The 19,052-nt window shown below is 64.2% G+C and carries 18 protein-coding genes; 14 read left to right on the top strand and 4 right to left on the bottom strand.

All coding sequences use genetic code 11. The features are described 5' to 3' along the window. Nucleotides 1-9: 9 nt before the first annotated feature. Entirely contained in the window at nt 10-819 is an 810-nt protein-coding gene (locus tag HU748_RS17715; protein ID WP_186709718.1) for a rhodanese-like domain-containing protein, read from the bottom strand. 45 nt (nt 820-864) lie between these two features. Then, the gene (locus HU748_RS17710; RefSeq protein WP_186721271.1) at nt 865-2,400 is read right to left on the bottom strand and encodes an HDOD domain-containing protein; all 1,536 of its coding nucleotides are present in this window, start codon (nt 2,398-2,400) and stop codon (nt 865-867) included. 130 nt (nt 2,401-2,530) lie between these two features. On the opposite strand from HU748_RS17710, the gene motA reads away from it, so the two are divergent. Both motA and motB read left to right on the top strand, forming a co-directional pair. After that, entirely contained in the window at nt 2,531-3,382 is an 852-nt protein-coding gene (gene motA, locus HU748_RS17705) for a flagellar motor stator protein MotA (protein WP_151926055.1), read from the top strand. Between the two features lie 3 nt (nt 3,383-3,385). Beyond that, nucleotides 3,386-4,411, top strand: coding sequence for a flagellar motor protein MotB (gene motB, locus HU748_RS17700; protein ID WP_186665912.1), 1,026 nt, complete (start codon nt 3,386-3,388; stop codon nt 4,409-4,411). A 42-nt stretch (nt 4,412-4,453) separates the two neighbouring features. Here the strand turns inward: motB and rsgA are convergent, their stop codons facing one another. Beyond that, nucleotides 4,454-5,485 (bottom strand): small ribosomal subunit biogenesis GTPase RsgA, encoded by a 1,032-nt coding sequence (gene rsgA / locus HU748_RS17695; protein WP_186665913.1) that lies wholly within the window; start codon nt 5,483-5,485, stop codon nt 4,454-4,456. Nucleotides 5,486-5,577: 92 nt separating this feature from the next. On the opposite strand from rsgA, the gene orn reads away from it, so the two are divergent. Then, the gene (orn, locus tag HU748_RS17690) at nt 5,578-6,120 is read left to right on the top strand and encodes an oligoribonuclease (protein ID WP_054893178.1); all 543 of its coding nucleotides are present in this window, start codon (nt 5,578-5,580) and stop codon (nt 6,118-6,120) included. A gap of 85 nt (nt 6,121-6,205) precedes the next feature. Then, nucleotides 6,206-6,817 (top strand): trimeric intracellular cation channel family protein, encoded by a 612-nt coding sequence (locus tag HU748_RS17685; protein ID WP_054893179.1) that lies wholly within the window; start codon nt 6,206-6,208, stop codon nt 6,815-6,817. Nucleotides 6,818-6,944: 127 nt separating this feature from the next. Here the strand turns inward: HU748_RS17685 and queG are convergent, their stop codons facing one another. Further along, nucleotides 6,945-8,012 (bottom strand): tRNA epoxyqueuosine(34) reductase QueG, encoded by a 1,068-nt coding sequence (gene queG, locus HU748_RS17680; RefSeq protein WP_186665915.1) that lies wholly within the window; start codon nt 8,010-8,012, stop codon nt 6,945-6,947. Nucleotides 8,013-8,077: 65 nt separating this feature from the next. Between queG and HU748_RS17675 the strand changes: the two genes are divergently transcribed. The 10 genes from HU748_RS17675 to HU748_RS17630 all read left to right on the top strand — a co-directional run bounded on the left by HU748_RS17675 (nt 8,078) and on the right by HU748_RS17630 (nt 18,999). After that, nucleotides 8,078-8,938, top strand: a complete 861-nt coding sequence (locus tag HU748_RS17675; protein WP_186709715.1) for an NAD(P)H-hydrate dehydratase — start codon at nt 8,078-8,080, stop codon at nt 8,936-8,938. Then, a complete protein-coding gene (gene tsaE / locus HU748_RS17670; RefSeq protein ID WP_186665919.1) occupies nt 8,926-9,396 on the top strand; it encodes a tRNA (adenosine(37)-N6)-threonylcarbamoyltransferase complex ATPase subunit type 1 TsaE in 471 nt (156 codons plus the stop codon). The genes HU748_RS17675 and tsaE overlap by 13 nt, the downstream gene beginning before the upstream one ends. A gap of 3 nt (nt 9,397-9,399) precedes the next feature. Then, on the top strand, nt 9,400-10,845 hold the full coding sequence (locus tag HU748_RS17665) for an N-acetylmuramoyl-L-alanine amidase (protein ID WP_346655476.1): 1,446 nt from the start codon (nt 9,400-9,402) through the stop codon (nt 10,843-10,845). After that, complete coding sequence (gene mutL, locus HU748_RS17660) at nt 10,842-12,743, top strand: DNA mismatch repair endonuclease MutL (RefSeq protein ID WP_186721269.1); 1,902 nt, start codon at nt 10,842-10,844, stop codon at nt 12,741-12,743. Before HU748_RS17665 ends, mutL begins: the two co-directional genes overlap by 4 nt. 1 nt (nt 12,744) lies before the next feature. Beyond that, nucleotides 12,745-13,716: a tRNA (adenosine(37)-N6)-dimethylallyltransferase MiaA gene (gene miaA / locus HU748_RS17655; protein WP_186721267.1), complete on the top strand. Its 972-nt coding sequence runs from the start codon at nt 12,745-12,747 to the stop codon at nt 13,714-13,716. Between the two features lie 93 nt (nt 13,717-13,809). Continuing rightward, nucleotides 13,810-14,070, top strand: coding sequence for an RNA chaperone Hfq (gene hfq, locus HU748_RS17650; RefSeq protein WP_029612777.1), 261 nt, complete (start codon nt 13,810-13,812; stop codon nt 14,068-14,070). 12 nt (nt 14,071-14,082) lie between these two features. Beyond that, a complete protein-coding gene (hflX, locus tag HU748_RS17645) occupies nt 14,083-15,384 on the top strand; it encodes a ribosome rescue GTPase HflX (protein ID WP_151926062.1) in 1,302 nt (433 codons plus the stop codon). A gap of 96 nt (nt 15,385-15,480) precedes the next feature. After that, nucleotides 15,481-16,662, top strand: coding sequence for an FtsH protease activity modulator HflK (gene hflK / locus HU748_RS17640; protein WP_063546405.1), 1,182 nt, complete (start codon nt 15,481-15,483; stop codon nt 16,660-16,662). Next, nucleotides 16,662-17,531 (top strand): protease modulator HflC, encoded by an 870-nt coding sequence (hflC, locus tag HU748_RS17635; RefSeq protein WP_054893186.1) that lies wholly within the window; start codon nt 16,662-16,664, stop codon nt 17,529-17,531. The genes hflK and hflC overlap by 1 nt, the downstream gene beginning before the upstream one ends. 280 nt (nt 17,532-17,811) lie before the next feature. Further along, nucleotides 17,812-18,999, top strand: coding sequence for an ATP phosphoribosyltransferase regulatory subunit (locus HU748_RS17630; RefSeq protein WP_063546403.1), 1,188 nt, complete (start codon nt 17,812-17,814; stop codon nt 18,997-18,999). Nucleotides 19,000-19,052 lie beyond the last annotated feature (53 nt).

Genomic DNA, 19,052 nt, shown 5'->3' with positions numbered 1-19,052 from the left:
GCAGGTTCCTTAAACTTCTACAGGCGTGTCCGGGTGATTGCCCCACTCGCTCCACGAGCCGGCGTAGGCCTTGACCCGTGGATAGCCGAGTGACTTGGCCACCAGGTAGGTGAATCCGGAGCGACGGTGGGTCTGGCAGTGGGTGATCACTTCCTTGTCAGGGGTGATGCCCAACTGCTGCAGTACTTCGGCGATGTCCTTGCGAATGCGCAGGTGGTCGTTGAGGTCCATACCGGCAGTCCACTCGAAGTTGACCGCGCCGGGGATATGGCCGCCCTTGGCTGCCAGGACTTTCTCGCCATTGAATTCCTGCGGGCCGCGGGCGTCCCAGACCACCAGGTCGTCTGCGCCCAGGCGGCTTTGCAGGTATTCGCGAGTGGCGGTGGGTTCGGCGCGCAAGCGCAGGCGTACAGGCGTGCTGGCGGCTGGTGGCACTTCAGTGACGAGCTTGTCCGCGGGCCAGGCCTGGATGCCGCCGTTGAGGTAGTGGTAGCGCGTGTGGCCGATCACGTCGAGCAGCCAGATGAAGCGCCCGGCCCAGCCGCCGCCTTCGTCGTCGTATACCACGTACACCGCGTCGTCCCGATGGCCAAGCTCGCTGAACAGCTTTTCCAGGTCGGCCTGGGTCGGCAGCAGGCCGGGGGCCGGGGGCTGGCCCAGTTGGGTGCGCTTGCCCTCGACGAACCGCGCGCCGGGAATATGGCCGCTGACATAGCGGTTGGCGCTGCTCAGGTCGACCAGGATCAGCTCAGGCGAATCCAGGCGTGGCAGCAGGTCGGCGGCTTCGATCACCAGGGGCAAGCCGGAAAAATCAGTCATCCACGGTCTCCGGGGAGCAAGGGAGGTGCGATTGTAGCGCAAGGCTCAGGCATTGCGGTTGGCGAAGCTGGCCAGCGCGCGCTCGATACACTGTGCGGTTTTCCCGAAGGCCTGCACGCTCACGTCGGCAAGCGGCTTGCCGCCCTGGTCGGCGATCGCCAGCATCAGCACCTGGTCGTTCACGGCCAGCGAGCGCAACAGCAGGTGTTCGCTGGGGAACAGCGCACGCAGCGGTGCGGGCAGCAGGGCGGAAAACTGGGCATGGTTGTCGGGTGTCAGGCGCAGTTGCGCGGCTTTGCTCAGCAGTTTTTGCAGCAGCTTGCTCTGGCCCAGTGCCAACGTCAGCCCTGAGGCTTCGCGCGGCAGGCCGGCGCTTTGCTGGACGTGCAGGCAGTCGTTGGGTTTGTCGAGCAACAACAACAGCACCCGCTGCATGCCGCAAGCCAGCAGCGCCTCGCGTGCCTGGGTGGCCAGGTGCACGGTGTTGGTGAAGGGGCTGGGCTGTGCAAGAAGGTCGCCGCACAGCGTGCGCCAGCGCGCCAGGTCTTGGGCGGGTGGCGGTGGCGGGGTGAGCATGTCCGGGTGCGGACGGCGCTGCTGCCAGGGCCAGATCAGCGCCTCGGCCGGGTGGAACAGCGCATGCCGGGCGTGGTGACGGGCGCTGGCCGCCGCTTGCTGGTGCACTTGCTGCTGCACATCGTCCAGCGTGGTTTGCAGGTACATGGCTGTGAGCAGTTGCCAGCGCAGCAGGTGCGGGTTGTCCCAGCCGACCTGGGCCGACAGCGCGAGGCCGTTGGCCAACAGCACGGTGTTGGCCGGTTGGTTGAACCAGCGGCGCAGCCCGGGCTCTTCGTCCAGTCGATGCTGCTTGCTCAGATCGTCGGGCTCGCGGGCGATGTTCAACACCTGGGCCAGTTGCTCGCGTTCTTCGAGCAGCAGGCGATAGCCCTGGGTGACCCATTCCGGCAGGCGCCAGTGTGTGGCGACGGCGCGGCACAACTCCATAATGCGCACACCAAACAGTGCATGTTCCACCTCTGAAGCTTCTTCGCCCTTGTGAATGACCCGCAGTTCCCAGGTGTCGAGCAGCTTGGGGTAGGCCAGGGCCAGCGCCCACAGTGGCGAGAGGAACAGCAGGCTGCCCCAGTGGATTTCCTGCCACAGGCGTGCCAGGCGGCTGGCGAACAGGCCGTTGGCCTGCTGGGTGGCGTGCTGGCTGATCAGCAGGAACTGGCGCAGTACTGGGGGGATGTCGTCGCCCGGTATCGATGGCAGGCGCCCCATCAGTTGCAGGGTGCGGCTCAGGCCCAGGCGATTCAGGGCGACTTCCAGGCTCTCGGCGGGCTCGGCCTGGCTGGCGTGGGTCGGGTGATTGGCTTCGCGCATCACGCACAGCACCAGCGACGGGCTGTCCTGCATCAGTTCGGCGATGTCGCGCAGCGAGCGACGGTTGTCGTTGATGGCCGCCAGAACGCGGTCGTGACTCTCTTTGGGCACCGGCACGCGGATGCCGTCGAGCAGCCTTACCCAGGCATCTAGAGAGGAGGGGATCTGCGCTGGCACCTTGGTTTCGATTGGCATTTTGACATCAGTCCAAACTGGCTTTTCGCATTGAGTGGCTATAGTCTGGCGCAGTTCTGCCGATAAGGAGAAGAAGAGTTTCCAAGCTTCCGCCCCTGACCCTGACCACGACAGCAAGTGCTTTCAATCTATGGCTAAAATTATCGGCATCATCGTCGTATTCGCGAGTGTGCTCGGCGGATACGTGCTCTCCCACGGCAAGATCGCGGCGCTGATCCAGCCGTTCGAAGTGCTGATCATCGGCGGTGCGGCTTTTGGCGCGTTTCTCCAGGCCAACCCTGGCTACATGACCATGCACGTCATGAAGAAGTCGCTGAAGATGTTCGGCAGCCGCTTCACCCATACGTTCTACCTGGAAGTGCTGGGCCTGATCTACGAGATTCTCAACAAGAGTCGCCGCGAGGGCATGATGGCCATCGAGGGTGACATCGAGGATCCCGCGGCCAGCCCGATCTTCGCCAAGTACCCTGCGGTCATGGGCGATGCGCGGATGACCGCGTTCGTCTGCGACTACCTGCGCATCATGTCGACCGGCAACATGGCGCCCCATGAGCTCGAAGGCCTGTTCGACATGGAGCTGCTGAGCATGAAGGAAGACCTCGAGCACCCGTCCCATGCAGTGACCAGTGTCGCCGACGCCATGCCCGGCTTCGGTATCGTCGCTGCGGTACTGGGTATCGTGGTGACCATGGCCTCGCTGGGCGATGGCGACCAGAAGTCCATCGGCCTGCACGTCGGTGCAGCGCTGGTCGGTACCTTCTTCGGTATTCTCGCCGCCTACGGCTTCTTCGGCCCGCTGGCCAACTGCCTGCGCCACGATGCCAAGGAAGAACTGAACGTCTACGAGGCGATCAAGGCTTCGCTGGTGGCCTCGGCGTCCGGCATGCCGCCGTCGCTGGCTGTCGAGTTCGGGCGCAAGGTGCTGTACCCGGCGCACCGACCGAGCTTTGCCGAACTGGAACAAGCGGTTCGCGGTCGCTAAGTCATGGAGAACAATCAGCCCATCATCGTCAAGCGCGTCAAGCGCTACGGCGACGGCCACCATGGCGGTTCCTGGAAGATCGCCTTCGCCGACTTCGCCACGGCGATGATGGCGTTCTTCCTGGTGCTGTGGTTGCTGTCCACGGCCACTCCGGAGCAGAAGATCGCCATCGCCGGCTACTTCAAGGACCCGATCGGCTTCTCCGAAAGCGGTACGCCCTACGTCATCGACCTGGGCGGCTCGCCGCAGCTGGCACCGGAAAAGACCATCAACCCGGAAGAGAAGTCCGAGCCGACGCCTGACACCAGCGTGCAGATGGACAAAGACCGGATCGAGACCATGGCCGAGCAGGTCGAGCAGGAGCGTCTGCAACTGCTGCTGCAGGAGCTGCAGAACAAGGTCGAGGAAAATCCGCAACTGCAGAAGTTCAAGGACCAGATCCTGTTCGAGATCACCCAGGACGGCCTGCGCATCCAGATCATGGACGCCGAGAACCGACCGATGTTCGACCTCGGCAGTGCGCGTCTGAAGCCCTACTTCGAAGACATCCTGCTGGCGATGGCCGACACCATCAAGGCTGTGCCGAACAAGATCAGCGTCAGCGGCCATACCGATGCCAAGCCTTATGCCGGCACCGGTGATTTCGGCAACTGGGAGCTGTCGGCCAACCGTGCCAACGCCGCGCGACGTGCGCTGGTGGCGGGTGGTTATCCGGATGGGCAGGTCGCAAGGGTGGTGGGTTACGCCTCCTCGTCGCTGTTCGACCGCGAGAACCCGTTCAATCCGGTCAACCGCCGGATCGACATCATCGTGCTGACCAAGAAAGCCCAGCGGGATATCGAGGGCGAGCAGGGCGCACCTGAAGCACCGGCCAATCCGACCCCGCCTGCCGATGCGGCGCCAGGAGCACCTGGTGCCTCCGCCGCGCCGGCCGATGGCGCGGCGCCGATGCAGCCGCGTGAATTGCGTCAGAAGCTGAACATCTTCGAGGATGGCGTGCTGAAGATGGACGAGCCCAAGGAAAACTGAGCACGTAATCGGCAAGAGCGGCGCAATGCCGCTCCTGCATCTTCAGTAGGTGTCTTGCGTCAGGCTAGCCACGATCGAGCGGTAGCTGTGCATCCGCTGCGCCGAGATACGCCCTTCCTCCAGCCCTTTGAGCAGCGCACACCCCGGCTCGCGGTCGTGCTTGCAGTCGCGGAAGCGGCAGTTGCCGAGCAGTTCGCGGAATTCGATGAAGCCTGCTTCCACATCGTCCCGGCTGACATGCGCCAAACCAAACTCGCGGATACCGGGTGAGTCGATCAGGTCGCCCCCGTTGGGGAAGTGGTAGAGCCGTGCGGTGGTGGTGGTGTGGGTGCCCTGGCCCGACCACTCCGACAGATCGCCAACCCGCGTCTGTGCCTGCGGCAGCAGGCTGTTGACCAGCGACGACTTGCCCACGCCCGATTGCCCGACGAACACGCTGATGTGCTCGTCCAGTGTCTGCTGCAGGCGTTGCATGCCATCGCCGTGGTGTGCAGACACCTCCAGCAGCGGGTAGCCGAGGTCGCGGTACACTGCCAGCAACGCATTGAGCGTCGCTGCGTTGTCGTCGTTGATCAGGTCGGCCTTGTTCAGCAGCAGCAGCGGGCGGATGCCGGCGTGCTCGGCGGCGACCAGGTAGCGGTCGATGAGATTGGCCTGGGGCTCGGGTGCCGGGGCGAAGACGATCACGATCAGGTCGACGTTGGCCGCCACCGGCTTGAGTTGCCCGTGGTTGTTCGGCCGACACAGCTCGGTGCTGCGCGGCATCTGCGCGACGATCACGCCGTTGCCCTGGTTGCCGGCCCGCCAGACCACCTTGTCACCTGTGACCAACGCCGGCAGGTTGGCGCGCAAGTGGCAGCGGAACACCTGGCCTGCGACGTCGCCGTCCTGGGCCTCGACCTCGACCGTGACGCCGAAGTGGGCGATCACCAGGCCCAGTTGTTCGGGCCCCAGGTCGCCGCCTTCGAGCTCCTGCAGGGCGTGCTGCTCGCGTTTGGCGGCGCGGGCGGCGCGTTCACCCTGGATCTTTTCGATGCGCCAGTTCTGGCGGCGGTTGAGCTGGCGTTTGGCCATGGAGGTTCCGTGTTGGCGGGGCAAAAGAAAACGGCAGGCAGTTTAGCACGCTCCACTAGGCTAATATGTCGGCCTATTCGAGGAGCTCATTCATGCACAACCCACAGAACCTGATCTGGATCGATCTGGAGATGACCGGCCTGGATCCGGACAACGACGTCATCATCGAGATGGCCACCATCGTCACCGACAGTGAACTGAACACCCTGGCCGAGGGCCCGGTTATCGCCATTCACCACAGTGACGAAGTACTGGCGCGCATGGACGAGTGGAACACCCGCACCCATGGCGCCTCCGGCCTGACCCAGCGCGTGCGCGAAAGCCGTATCGACATGGCCGAAGCCGAAGCACAGACCATCGCCTTCCTCGAGCAGTGGGTACCCAAGGGCAAGTCACCGATCTGCGGCAACAGCATCTGCCAGGATCGCCGCTTCCTCTACCGCCACATGCGCGCGCTGGAAGGCTACTTCCACTACCGCAACCTCGATGTCTCCACCCTCAAGGAGCTCGCTGCACGCTGGGCACCCGACGTGCGCGACAGCTTCAAGAAAGGCAGCACGCACCTGGCACTGGATGACATCCGCGAGTCGATCGCCGAGCTGCGTCACTACCGCGAACATTTCATCAAGGTCTGATGAATCAAGGGGCGTACATGCGCCCCCTTTTGGTGCCCCGCGCGAGTGAGTAGACTGCGCGCCTTTTCTCGCACGGATCTGCGCCATGCTGTTGATGCTCTACCTCATCGCCATCACCGCCGAAGCCATGACAGGCGCCTTGTCCGCCGGTCGGCGCGGCATGGACTGGTTCGGCGTGGTACTGATCGCCTGCATCACCGCCCTGGGTGGCGGCTCAGTGCGCGACGTTCTGCTTGGGCACTACCCGCTGACCTGGGTGAAGCACCCCGAATACCTGGTGCTGACCAGTTTCGCCGCATTGCTGACGATCTTCATCGCGCCGCTGATGCGTCACCTGCGCTCGTTGTTCCTGGTGCTCGACGCCCTTGGGTTGGTGGCCTTCACCTTGATCGGCTGCATGACGGCGCTGGAAATGGGGCAGGGGATGCTGGTGGCGTCGATCAGCGGCGTGATCACTGGCGTGTTCGGCGGGATCCTGCGCGACATCTTCTGCAACGATATTCCCTTGGTGTTCCGGCGCGAGCTGTATGCCAGCGTGTCGTTCGCAGCGGCCTGGTTCTATCTGGGCTGCGTGTACTTCAAGGTGCCAGCCGAGCAGGCGATGCTGTTGACCCTGTTTGGCGGCTTCCTGCTGCGGTTGCTGGCGATCCGCTTCCACTGGGAAATGCCCAAGTTCCACTACAACGACGAGCATTGAATCTTCGGGATCGACTGCGGCCTTTTCGCGGGCAAGCCCGCTCCCACAGGGACTGGCTGGCCTTTAGATTTGAGCAAGACAGTCTCCTGCAAGAGGTGCCGTCCGCGAAAAGGTCGCACTGTGCCTGTCAGCTCGCCGCCTCGTGCCGCGCCAACGCCCACTCCACATGCTCCCTGACCAATGCCGAAGGATGCTCGCGCCGCGCTTTCAGCGCCTCGAGCACGGCAATCGTCGAAGGTGCGTTGCCCAGCCCAACCGCCAGGTTGCGCAGCCAGCGCTCGTAACCGGCACGACGCAGCGGCGAGCCTTCGGTGCGGCTGAGAAAGGTCTTTTCGTCCCACAGGAACAGTGCCGCCAACTCGACATTGTCCAGTCCGTGACGCGGCTTGAAGTCGTCCTCGCCAGTCGATTTGGCGAAGCGGTTCCAGGGGCAGACGATCTGGCAATCGTCGCAACCGAACACCCGGTTGCCGATCAATGGACGCAGCTCCACGGGGATCGCGTCCTTGAGCTCGATGGTCAGGTACGAGATGCAGCGCCGCGCATCGAGCTGGTAGGGGCCGACGAAGGCTGCGGTGGGGCAAATGTCCAGGCACGCCTGGCAGCGTCCGCAGTGCTCGCTGGTCTGGGCTTCGTCGGCGGGCACAGGCAGATCGACGAACAGCTCGGCCAGGAAGAAGTAGCTGCCCGCTTTACGGTTGAGCAACAGGGTGTTCTTGCCGATCCAGCCGAGCCCGGCCTGTTGGGCGATGGCTTTTTCCAGTACCGGGGCGCTGTCGACGAAGGCACGGTAGCCGAAGGGGCCGATGGCTTCGTGGATGCGGTCAGCCAGGTGCTGCACGCGCTTGCGCACCAGCTTGTGGTAGTCGCGGCCCAGCGCGTAGCGGGAGATGTAGGCTTTTTCCGGCTGAGCCAGGCGTTGGGCCATCAGCGTATCGCCGGGCAGGTAGTCCATGCGCAGCGAAACCACCCGCAAGGTGCCGGGAATCAGTTCGGCGGGGCGCGAACGTTTCGTGCCGTGCGCTGCCATATAGTCCATCTCGCCGTGATGGCCGGCCTCCAGCCAGCGCTGCAGGTGCTGTTCATGCTCGCCAAGCTCTACATCGGCGATGCCCACGTGGGCAAAACCGAGTTCGCGGCCCCAATCCTTGATCGATTGGGCCAGTGCTTGAAGGTCTAGAGAGGAGGCGGACATGGATGGACAAGGCATTGCAGGCTCAGGTGCGTATAATTCTGCCAGACATCGGAGCTTTTGACCCCATGCCTCAGACCAAACACCCCACCAACACCCCGCAAACGCTCAGCAGCGTGACCGTCGCGCACCTGCCTGCGCGGCCGGCGACTGCCCACAAGGGCGATTTTGGCCATGTGCTGGTGGTCGGCGGCGACCTGGGGACCGGCGGCGCCGTGCTGCTCAGTGCCGAAGCCGCCCTGCGCTGTGGCGCGGGGCTGGTCAGCCTGGCGACACGCCCCGAACATGTGTCCGCGAGCCTCAGCCGCCTGCCGGAAACCATGTGCCTGGGCGTCAGTTCGGCCAACCAGTTGATGGCGGTGCTGGAGCGCGCCTCGGTGCTGGTGGTGGGGCCTGGTCTTGGCCAGGCTGCCTGGGGCCGCAGCCTGCTTTCGGCTGTTGCCAATGCGCACCTGCCGCAGGTCTGGGACGCCGATGCGCTCAACCTGCTGGCGCGCACGCCCCTGGCCTTGCCGAGCGGCAGCATCCTGACCCCGCATCCTGGGGAGGCTGCGCGTTTGCTGGGCGTTTCCACCGAGGCCGTACAGGCCGATCGGCCTGGGGCTGCGCGTAAACTGGCGCGTCGCTACGACAGTGTCTGCGTGCTCAAGGGCGCCGGGACCCTGGTCGCCAACCCGGACGGCCAGTTGCGGCTGTGCGAGCGAGGGCACCCGGCCATGGCCGGTGCCGGCCTGGGCGATGTGCTGACCGGCGTGCTGGCCGCGTTGCTGGCCCAGGGCCTGGACGCCTGGCAGGCGGCGGGCCTGGGCGTGTGGTTGCACGCCTGCGCTGGCGAACGTCTGGGCGCGCAGGGCAGAGGTCTGGCGGCCAGCGATCTGGTTCCGGTCATTCGAGAATTGTTGGAGGAGCATTCAGCGTGTCAGGCATAACCCTGTTTCTGGCCGACGAGCCGGCCACCGTCGCGTTCGGCGCGACACTCGCCAAGGTCACCGGCGGCCATGGCGTGATCTTTCTGGAAGGCGACCTCGGCGCCGGCAAGACCACCTTGTCGCGTGGTCTGATTCGTGGATTGGGTCACACTGGCGCAGTGAAAAGTCCGACCTTCACTGTGGTGGAACCTTATGAAATAGGCGACATTCGCGCCTTCCATTTCGATCTTTACCGCCTGGTCGACCCGGAAGAGCTAGAGTTCATGGGGATTCGCGACTATTTCGAAGGCGATCCGCTGTGTCTTTTCGAATGGCCGCAGAAGGGCGAGGGCGTTTTGCCAAAGCCCGACCTGACCATTACCATAAGCCCCCAGGCGGGCGGCCGCTCGCTGAACCTGTCGCCGCAGGGGGCTCGCGGCGAAGCCTGGTGTGCCGCTCTGGCTGCCGAAAACAAATAGTAAGTGGGGAAAGGTATGCTGCGCATTCGCGCACTGGTCGCCGTCGTTGGACTGCTGCTGACAGCGGTGACCGTTGACGCTCTGGCCGTCACACAAGTCAAGAGCATGCGCCTGTGGCGCGCGCCGGACAACACGCGCCTGGTCTTCGACCTGTCCGGCCCGGTGCAGCACAGTGTCTTCACGCTCAGCGCGCCTGATCGCCTGGTCATCGACATCAATGGTGCGACGCTCGCCTCGCCATTGAATGTCTCCACCTCGAACACGCCTATCACCAGTGTGCGCTCGGCCCAGCGTACCGCCACCGACCTGCGCGTGGTGGTCGACCTGAAAAAGGCGGTCACGCCCAAAAGCTTCACGCTTGCGCCCAACGCCCAGTACGGCAATCGCCTGGTGGTCGACCTGTACGACCACGAAGCCGATGCGGTTGCCGCCAGCAATCCCACGCCGCCGCCGGTCACCCAGGCACCGGCCACCACGCCTGCGGTGCCAGTGACACCGGCGCAACCGGCGATCAAGCTGCCGCCGGTGCCCAACGGCAAGCGTGACATCGTGGTCGCCATCGATGCTGGCCACGGCGGGGAAGACCCCGGCGCTTCCGGCTCGCGCGGCCAGCACGAGAAAGACATCGTGCTCGACATCGCCCGCGAGCTTCAGCGCCAGATCAACACCGAGAAAGGTTATCGTGCCGAGCTGACCCGTACCGGCGATTACTTCATTCCGCTGCGCAAGCGCACCGAGATTGCCCGCAAGAAGGGCGCTGACCTGTTCATCTCCATCCACGCCGACGCCGCGCCGTCGAAAGCGGCCTTTGGTGCGTCGGTGTTTGCCCTGTCCGACCGTGGCGCCACCTCCGAGACCGCGCGCTGGCTGGCCGACAGCGAGAACCGCTCCGACCTTATCGGCGGCGCCGGCAACGTCAGCCTCGATGACAAGGACCGCATGCTCGCCGGCGTGCTGCTCGACCTGTCGATGACGGCCACGCTCAGCTCCAGCCTCAACGTGGGCCAGAAAGTGCTGGGCAACATGGGCCGCATCACGCCGCTGCACAAGCAGCGCGTGGAACAGGCCGGGTTCATGGTGTTGAAGTCGCCGGACATCCCGTCGATCCTGGTCGAAACCGGGTTCATCTCCAACGCCAACGAAGCCAACAAGCTGGCAACCAAGAGCCACCAGCAGGCGCTGGCCCGCTCGATTCATACCGGTGTGCGCCAGTTCTTCCAGCAGAACCCGCCACCAGGCACCTACATCGCCTGGCTGCGCGATTCCGGCAAGATCGCCCAAGGCCCACGTGAACACAGCGTGCGCCCGGGCGAGACGCTGGCGATGATCGCCGTGCGTTACCAGGTCAGCGTGGCCAGCCTGCGCAGCACCAACAACCTCAAGAGCGATGAGCTCAAGGTGGGTCAGCACCTCGACATCCCGGCCACTACCCTGGCGTCCCAGCAATGAGTGGTGGTTCGCGAATCCAGCTGCTCAGCCCGCGGCTGGCCAACCAGATCGCCGCCGGCGAGGTGGTCGAACGCCCTGCGTCGGTGGCCAAGGAGCTGCTGGAGAACAGCCTGGACTCCGGTGCCCGGCGCATCGACGTGGATGTCGAACAGGGCGGCGTGAAGCTGCTGCGCGTGCGTGACGATGGCAGTGGCATCGCCCCGGACGACCTGCCTCTGGCGCTGGCGCGCCACGCGACCAGCAAGATCCGCGAGCTGGAAGACCTTGAGGGCGTGCTCAGCCTGGGCTTTCGCGGCGAGGCGCTGGCTTCGATCAGTTCGGTAGCACGCCTGACCCTGACCTCGCGTACCGCCAATGCCAGCGAAGCCTGGCAGGTCGAGACCGAGGGCCGTGACATGCTCCCGCGGGTACAGCCGGCGGCGCATCCGGTCGGCACTTCCGTCGAAGTGCGCGACCTGTTCTTCAACACTCCGGCCCGGCGCAAGTTCCTCAAGGCCGAAAAAACCGAATTCGATCATCTGCAGGAAGTGATCAGGCGCCTGGCGCTGGCGCGTTTCGATGTCGGCTTCCACCTGCGTCACAACGGCAAGAGCATCCTCAGCCTGCACGAGGCGCCCGAAGAACTGTCGCGTGCGCGGCGGGTCGGGGCGATCTGCGGGCCCGGCTTCCTCGAGCAGGCGCTGCCGATCGAGGTCGAGCGCAATGGCCTGCGCCTGTGGGGCTGGGTCGGTTTGCCGACCTTCTCGCGTAGCCAGGCGGACCTGCAGTACTTCTTCGTCAATGGCCGCGCGGTGCGCGACAAGCTGGTCGCCCACGCGGTGCGCCAGGCCTACCGCGACGTGCTGTTCAACGGGCGGCATCCGACCTTCGTGCTGTTCCTGGAACTCGACCCCACCGGTGTCGATGTCAACGTGCACCCGACCAAGCACGAAGTGCGCTTTCGTGAAGGGCGCATGGTCCACGACTTCCTGTACGGTACCTTGCACCGTGCGCTGGCCGATGTGCGCCCGGAGGATCAACTCGCGGCGCCGGCGGCGACTACTGAAATCGTGCGTCCCAGCGGCCTGCAGGCCGGTGAGTTCGGCCCCCAGGGCGAGATGCGTCTGGCCGCCTCGGTGCTCGAGCAGCCCCAGGCGCAACCGCAGCCGTCGTTCTCCAGCGGTGGCGCCGGTGCAGGCTACCAGTACCAATACACGCCGCGCCCGTCGCAGCCGGTCCCGGCAGCCGAGGCGCAAGCGGTCTATCGCGAGTACTTCGCCCCGCTGGAGAACAGCGCCCAGCCAGCTGTGGCGCTGCCGCAAAGCCAGGGTGACATTCCGCCGCTGGGCTATGCCCTGGCTCAGCTCAAGGGCATCTACATCCTCGCCGAGAACGCCGTGGGCCTGGTGCTGGTAGACATGCATGCCGCCCACGAACGGATCATGTACGAGCGCCTGAAGCTGGCGATGGCCAGCGAAGGGTTGAGCGGCCAGCCGTTGCTGGTGCCCGAATCGCTGGCGGTGAGCCAGCGTGAGGCTGACTGCGCCGAGGAGCATGCCCAGACCTTCCAGCGCCTGGGCTTCGAGCTGCAGCGCCTGGGGCCGGAAACCCTGGCGATCCGCCAGATTCCCGCGCTGCTCAAGCAGGCCGAGGCCAACCGCCTGGTGCAGGATGTGCTCGCTGATCTCATGGAGTACGGCACCAGCGACCGCATACAGGCGCACATCAACGAGCTGCTCGGCACCATGGCCTGCCACGGTGCGGTACGTGCCAACCGACGCCTGGCGATCCCCGAGATGAATGCCTTGCTGCGTGACATGGAAAACACCGAGCGCAGCGGCCAGTGCAACCATGGCCGACCGACCTGGACCCAGATGGGCCTGGATGATCTGGACAAACTTTTCCTGCGCGGTCGATGACATGAGCGGCAAGCCCCCAGCGATTTTTCTCATGGGCCCGACGGCTGCCGGCAAGACCGACCTGGCCATCGCCCTCACCCAGAACCTGCCGTGCGAGCTGATCAGCGTCGACTCGGCCATGGTCTACCGCGGTATGGACATCGGCACCGCCAAGCCCTCGCCAGAGGTGCTGGCTGCCCATCCGCACCGTCTGGTAGACATCCTCGATCCGGCCGAGAGTTATTCGGCGGCGCAGTTCTGCAGCGATGCGCTGCAGGCCATGACCGAGATCACTGCGCGCGGCAAGATCCCGCTGCTGGTCGGCGGCACCATGCTGTACTACAAGGCGCTGGTGGACGGCCTGGCCGACATGCCGCCCGCTGATGCCGAGGTTCGTGCCGAACTCGAGGCGCAGGCCCGCGAGCTGGGCCTGGGTGAACTGCACCGGCAGTTGGCCGAGATCGACCCGGTATCGGCGGCGCGCATTCATCCGAACGATCCGCAGCGGCTGATCCGTGCGCTGGAGGTGTACCGGGTGAGCGGCCAGAACATGACTGCCCACCGCGAGCGTCAATCAGCCGAAAGCCGCGGTTCAGACGCAGGCGCGGGCGGGCATTTGCCCTATACTGTCGCCAGTCTGGCGATTGCGCCTACAGATCGTCACATTTTGCATGAGCGAATTGCGCTACGATTTTCGCAGATGCTGGAACAGGGCTTCGTCGACGAGGTCCGAGAGCTGCGGGCCAGAAGTGACTTGCATGTCGGGCTGCCGTCTATACGGGCAGTGGGGTACAGGCAGGTATGGGACTATCTGGACAGCAAACTGACAGCCGAGCAGATGCGCGAACGCGGTATCATCGCCACCCGCCAGCTGGCCAAGCGGCAGTTCACCTGGTTGCGTAGCTGGTCCGACGTACATTGGCTGGACAGTCTGGCCTGCGACAATCTGTCCCGCACCTTGAAATACCTGGAATCGGTCTCCATATTGAGCTGAGTCCCTGCAATTGCCGTCTATTCTTGCGACTGACGGCCTTAATGAACGAATTTTTTCAGTTTTTTACTATTGACCCTTACAGGAGTGCGGCATATGTCAAAAGGGCATTCGCTACAAGACCCTTACTTGAACACCTTGAGAAAAGAAAAGGTCCCGGTTTCGATCTACCTGGTCAACGGCATCAAGCTGCAAGGCCAGATCGAGTCCTTCGACCAGTTCGTCGTGCTGCTGAAGAACACCGTCAGCCAGATGGTCTACAAGCACGCGATTTCCACTGTCGTACCTGCCCGTCCGGTTCGTCTGCCAAGCCCGTCCGATTCCGAACACGGCGACAGCGAGCCAGGCAACGCCTGATAGGAGCCTGCATTGTTCTTTGAGCGCCACGGTGGTGGTGAACGGGCGTTGCTCGTTCACTTGGAAGGTCAGAACCCTGAGGCGCGCGAAGACCCGCAGGAGTTTCAGGAGCTGGCACTGTCGGCCGGAGCGGACATCGTCCACCTGGCTACGGTTGCCCGGCACCAGCCCACAGCCAAGTTTCTGATCGGCAGCGGCAAGGTCGAGGAACTGCGCGACCTGGTCAAGGCCGAAGAAGCCGACCTGGTGATTTTCAATCACACCCTCACGCCCAGTCAGGAGCGCAACCTCGAACGCGTCTTCGAGTGCCGCGTGCTTGACCGTACCGGCCTGATTCTCGATATCTTCGCCCAACGAGCACGTACTCACGAAGGCAAGCTGCAGGTCGAATTGGCCCAGCTCGAGCACATGAGCACGCGGCTGGTGCGTGGCTGGACCCACCTTGAGCGGCAGAAGGGTGGTATCGGCCTGCGCGGCCCGGGTGAAACCCAGCTTGAAACCGACCGCCGCCTGCTGCGGGTGCGCCTGCGTCAGATCAAGGCGCGTCTGGAGAAGGTGCGCAGCCAGCGCGAGCAGGCCCGACGCGGGCGCAAGCGCGCGGACATCCCTTCGGTGTCGCTGGTGGGCTATACCAACGCCGGCAAGTCCACGCTGTTCAACGCCCTGACGCAATCGGAGGTCTACGCGGCCGACCAGTTGTTCGCCACACTCGACCCTACATTGCGCAGGCTCGAACTGGATGACCTGGGGCCGATCGTGCTGGCCGACACCGTGGGTTTCATTCGCCACCTGCCGCACAAGCTGGTCGAGGCTTTTCGGGCTACGCTCGAAGAGTCGAGCAACTCCGACCTGCTGCTGCATGTGATCGATGCGCACGAACCCGAGCGCATGGAGCAGATCGAGCAGGTGCTCGCCGTGCTGGGCGAGATCGGTGCCGAAGGCTTGCCGATCCTCGAGGTCTATAACAAACTCGACCTGCTCGAAGATGTCGAGCCGCAGATCCAGCGCGATGCCGACGGCAAGCCGGAGCGGGTATGGGTTTCGGCCCGCGACGGGCGCGGTCTTGAGCTTGTGGGGCAGGCGATAGCCGAATTGCTGGGGGATGATCTGTTTGTCGGAACCCTGCGCCTGGAACAGCGACTTGCACGCTTGCGCGCGCAATTCTTCGAACTGGGGGCAGTGCAAGGCGAAGAACATGATGAACAGGGCAGCAGCTTGCTGAGCGTGCGTCTGCCCCGGGTAGAGCTCAATCGCCTGGTCAGCCGCGCAGGCCTGGAGCCTGAGGTGTTCATCGAGCAACACACTTTGCAATAAATGCCCGTCGAGGTCGCCGGGCAGCCGTGACAGGCATTCTGTAGCATTGGACGGCGCGCCGTGGGCGCGTCTTTGCTTTATCAGATGGAGAGCGCTATGGCTTGGAACGAGCCGGGTGGCAACTCGAACAATCAGGATCCCTGGGGCGGCCGCCGTGGTGGCGGTGGTGGTGGCGACAAGAAGGGACCACCGGATCTCGACGAGGCCTTCCGCAAGCTGCAGGACAGCCTGAACGGCATGTTCGGCGGCAGCAAGAAACGCGGTGGCGGTGGTGACCGCAACATCGGCAAGGGTGGCGGCTACGGCTTGCTGGGCATTGGCCTGGCAGTACTGGCGGCCATCTGGCTGTACAGCGCCGTCTACGTGGTCGACGAGCAGGAGCAGGCCGTGGTGCTGCGCTTCGGCAAGTACTACGAGACCGTGGGGCCGGGCCTGAACATCTACTTCCCGCCGATCGACCGCAAGTACATGGAAAACGTCACGCGTGAGCGTGCGTACACCAAGCAGGGCCAGATGCTCACCGAAGACGAGAACATCGTCGAGGTGCCGCTGACCGTGCAGTACAAGATCAGCAACCTGCAGGACTTCGTGCTCAACGTCGACCAGCCGGAAGTCAGCCTGCAGCATGCCACCGACAGCGCCCTGCGCCACGTCGTGGGTTCCACTTCGATGGACCAGGTGCTGACCGAAGGCCGTGAGCAGATGGCCGTGGATATCCGCGAACGCCTGCAGCGCTTCCTCGACACCTACCGCACCGGTATCACCGTCACCCAGGTCAACGTACAGAGCGCGGCAGCCCCGCGTGAAGTGCAGGAAGCCTTCGACGACGTGATCCGCGCCCGTGAGGACGAGCAGCGTGCGCGCAACCAGGCCGAGTCCTACGCCAATGGCGTGGTGCCTGAGGCCCGTGGTCAGGCGCAGCGCATCATCGAGGATGCCAACGGCTACCGCGATGAAGTGATCGCCCGCGCCAAGGGTGAGGCGGATCGCTTCACCAAGCTGGTCGCCGAGTACCGCAAGGCGCCTGACGTCACCCGTCAGCGTCTGTACCTGGAGACCATGCAGGAGGTGTACAGCAACACCAGCAAGGTCATGGTGGCCACCAAGGACGGGCAGAACAACCTGCTCTACCTGCCACTGGACAAGATGGTCGAAGGCAGCCGCAACACTGCAGCGCCGTCCAGCAGCGTGTCGCCGTCGGTCAACGACGCTGCCACCCGCGCTGTACAGGACCTGCAACAGCAACAACAGCCGCTGCGCACTAGGGAGAGCCGCTGATGAGCAATAAATCGCTGTTCGCCCTGATTGCCGCCGTGGTGCTGGCGATCGTCGCGTGGAACTGCTTCTACATCGTGTCGCAGACCGAGCGTGCGGTATTGCTGCAGTTCGGCCGTGTGGTCCAGGCGGATGTCCAGCCGGGCCTGCATGTGAAGGTTCCGTACGTCAACCAGGTGCGCAAGTTCGACGCCCGCCTGATGACCCTCGACGCCCCGACCCAGCGTTTCCTCACGCTGGAGAAGAAAGCTGTGATGGTCGATGCCTACGCCAAATGGCGCGTGAAGGACGCCGAGCGTTTCTACACCGCGACCTCGGGCATGAAGCAGATCGCCGACGAGCGCCTGTCGCGTCGTCTGGAAAGCGGCCTGCGTGACCAGTTCGGTAAGCGCACCCTGCATGAGGTGGTTTCCGGTGAACGTGACGCGCTGATGGCCGACATCACCGCTTCGCTGAACCGCATGGCCAACAAGGAGCTGGGGATCGAGGTCATTGACGTTCGCGTCAAGGCCATCGACCTGCCGAAGGAAGTCAACCGCAGCGTGTTCGACCGTATGAGCACCGAGCGTGAGCGTGAAGCGCGCGAGCACCGTGCCAAGGGTAACGAGCTGGCTGAAGGTATTCGTGCAGATGCCGACCGTCAGCGCCGTGTGCTGCTGGCTGAAGCCTACCGTGAAGCTGAAGAAACCCGTGGTGATGGCGATGCCCAATCGGCTGCCATCTATGCCAAGGCCTACGGCCAGGACGCTGACTTCTACGTGTTCTACCGCAGCCTGCAGGCTTATCGCGAGAGCTTCGCCAGCAAGAGCGACGTGCTGGTCCTGGATCCGAAGAACGAGTTCTTCCGCTTCCTGGACAAGAGCAAGCCGTAACAGGAAAGACCCCCACCGGGCAGCTAAAACGCCCGGTGGGGTGCATCCCGAATCAAAAGGGGTGTATGATGAGTCAGCCGGGAAATTCCCGGCTTTTTTGCGTCTGCAAGGTTGATTGGCCCCAGGCTTTTTGACGACTTGGACAGGACGCGCGGTTTTTCGAGGGTGTTGGCACGGCGGCGGCGCTGGGATCGGTGCTGCCTGCTGTTGTGCGCCAATGCCTGCTTCACAGACGGCTAACCTGTTGGGCAGCCGCCCGGACCAGAGGGGAAATGGCGTAATGGCAACGGTAGACCGCTGGCTTCTGCCAGATGGCATCGAGGAAGTACTGCCACCTGAAGCGGCGCGCATCGAGATTGCGCGTCGCCAGGTGTTGGACCTGTTCCAGAGTTGGGGTTATGAACTGGTCGTCACCCCGCATATCGAGTACCTGGAGTCGCTGCTCACCGGCGCCGGCCAGGACCTGGATCAGCGTACCTTCAAGGTGGTCGACCCGCAGTCCGGTCGCCTGATGGGGTTCCGTGCCGACTTCACGCCGCAGGTGGCACGCATCGACGCCCACACCCTGCGCCGCGAGGGCCCGAGCCGCCTGTGCTATGCCGGCAGTGTGCTGCACGCCGAGCCGCGTGCGCTGTCGACCTCGCGCAGCCCGATCCAGTTGGGCGCCGAGCTGTATGGCGACGCCAGTCCGACCAGCGACGTCGAAGTGATCAGCCTGATGCTGACCACCTTGCAACTGACTGACGTTGCCGATGTGCACATGGACCTGGGTCACGTCGGTATCTACCGCGGCCTGGCCCGTGCCGCCGGCCTGTCGGGCGCGGTCGAGCAGCAGTTGTTCGATGCGCTGCAGCGCAAGGCTGTCGATGAAGTTCACGAGCTGACCGCCGACCTGCCGAAAGACCTGGGCAACATGCTGCGTGCCCTGGTCGAACTGTGCGGTGGTCGCGAAGTGCTGGCCGACGCCCGTGTGCGTCTGGGCCGAGCCCCGGCCAGCGTGCTGGCGGCCCTGGACGACCTGCTGGCGATCGCCGATCGCCTGGCAGCGCGTTATCCGGACCTGCCGCTGTACTTCGACCTGGGCGAGCTGCGCGGCTACAACTATCACACCGGCGTGGTGTTCGCGGTGTTCGTACCCGGGGTCGGCCAGTCGATCGCCCAGGGCGGGCGCTACGATGACATCGGCGCCGACTTTGGCCGGGCACGTCCGGCCACCGGTTTCTCAACGGATTTGAAGACCCTGGTCACACTGGGGCGAGCGGAGGTCGTATTGCCTTCTGGCGGCATCTGGATGCCGGACAGTGGCGACGCGGCCCTCTGGCAGCAGGTCTGCCAGTTGCGCAACGAGGGCCAGCGCGTGGTCCAGGCACTGCCTGGCCAGCCGCTGAGTGCTGCTCTCGAGGCGGATTGTGATCGGCAATTGATTCAGCAAGACGGGCGCTGGCAGGTTCTGCCGCTGACCCATTGAGATTCTTCGCCGGCAATGGGCCGGCAACCAAGTTGCGTGAATGAGGACAAGTG

The organism is Pseudomonas sp. RW3S2 (assembly GCF_014268955.1).
GTDB classification, from domain to species: Bacteria; Pseudomonadota; Gammaproteobacteria; order Pseudomonadales; family Pseudomonadaceae; genus Aquipseudomonas; species Aquipseudomonas wayambapalatensis.
The sequence above is the reverse complement of the archived record's forward strand: the minus strand, read 5'-3'. Positions and strand labels throughout refer to the sequence as shown.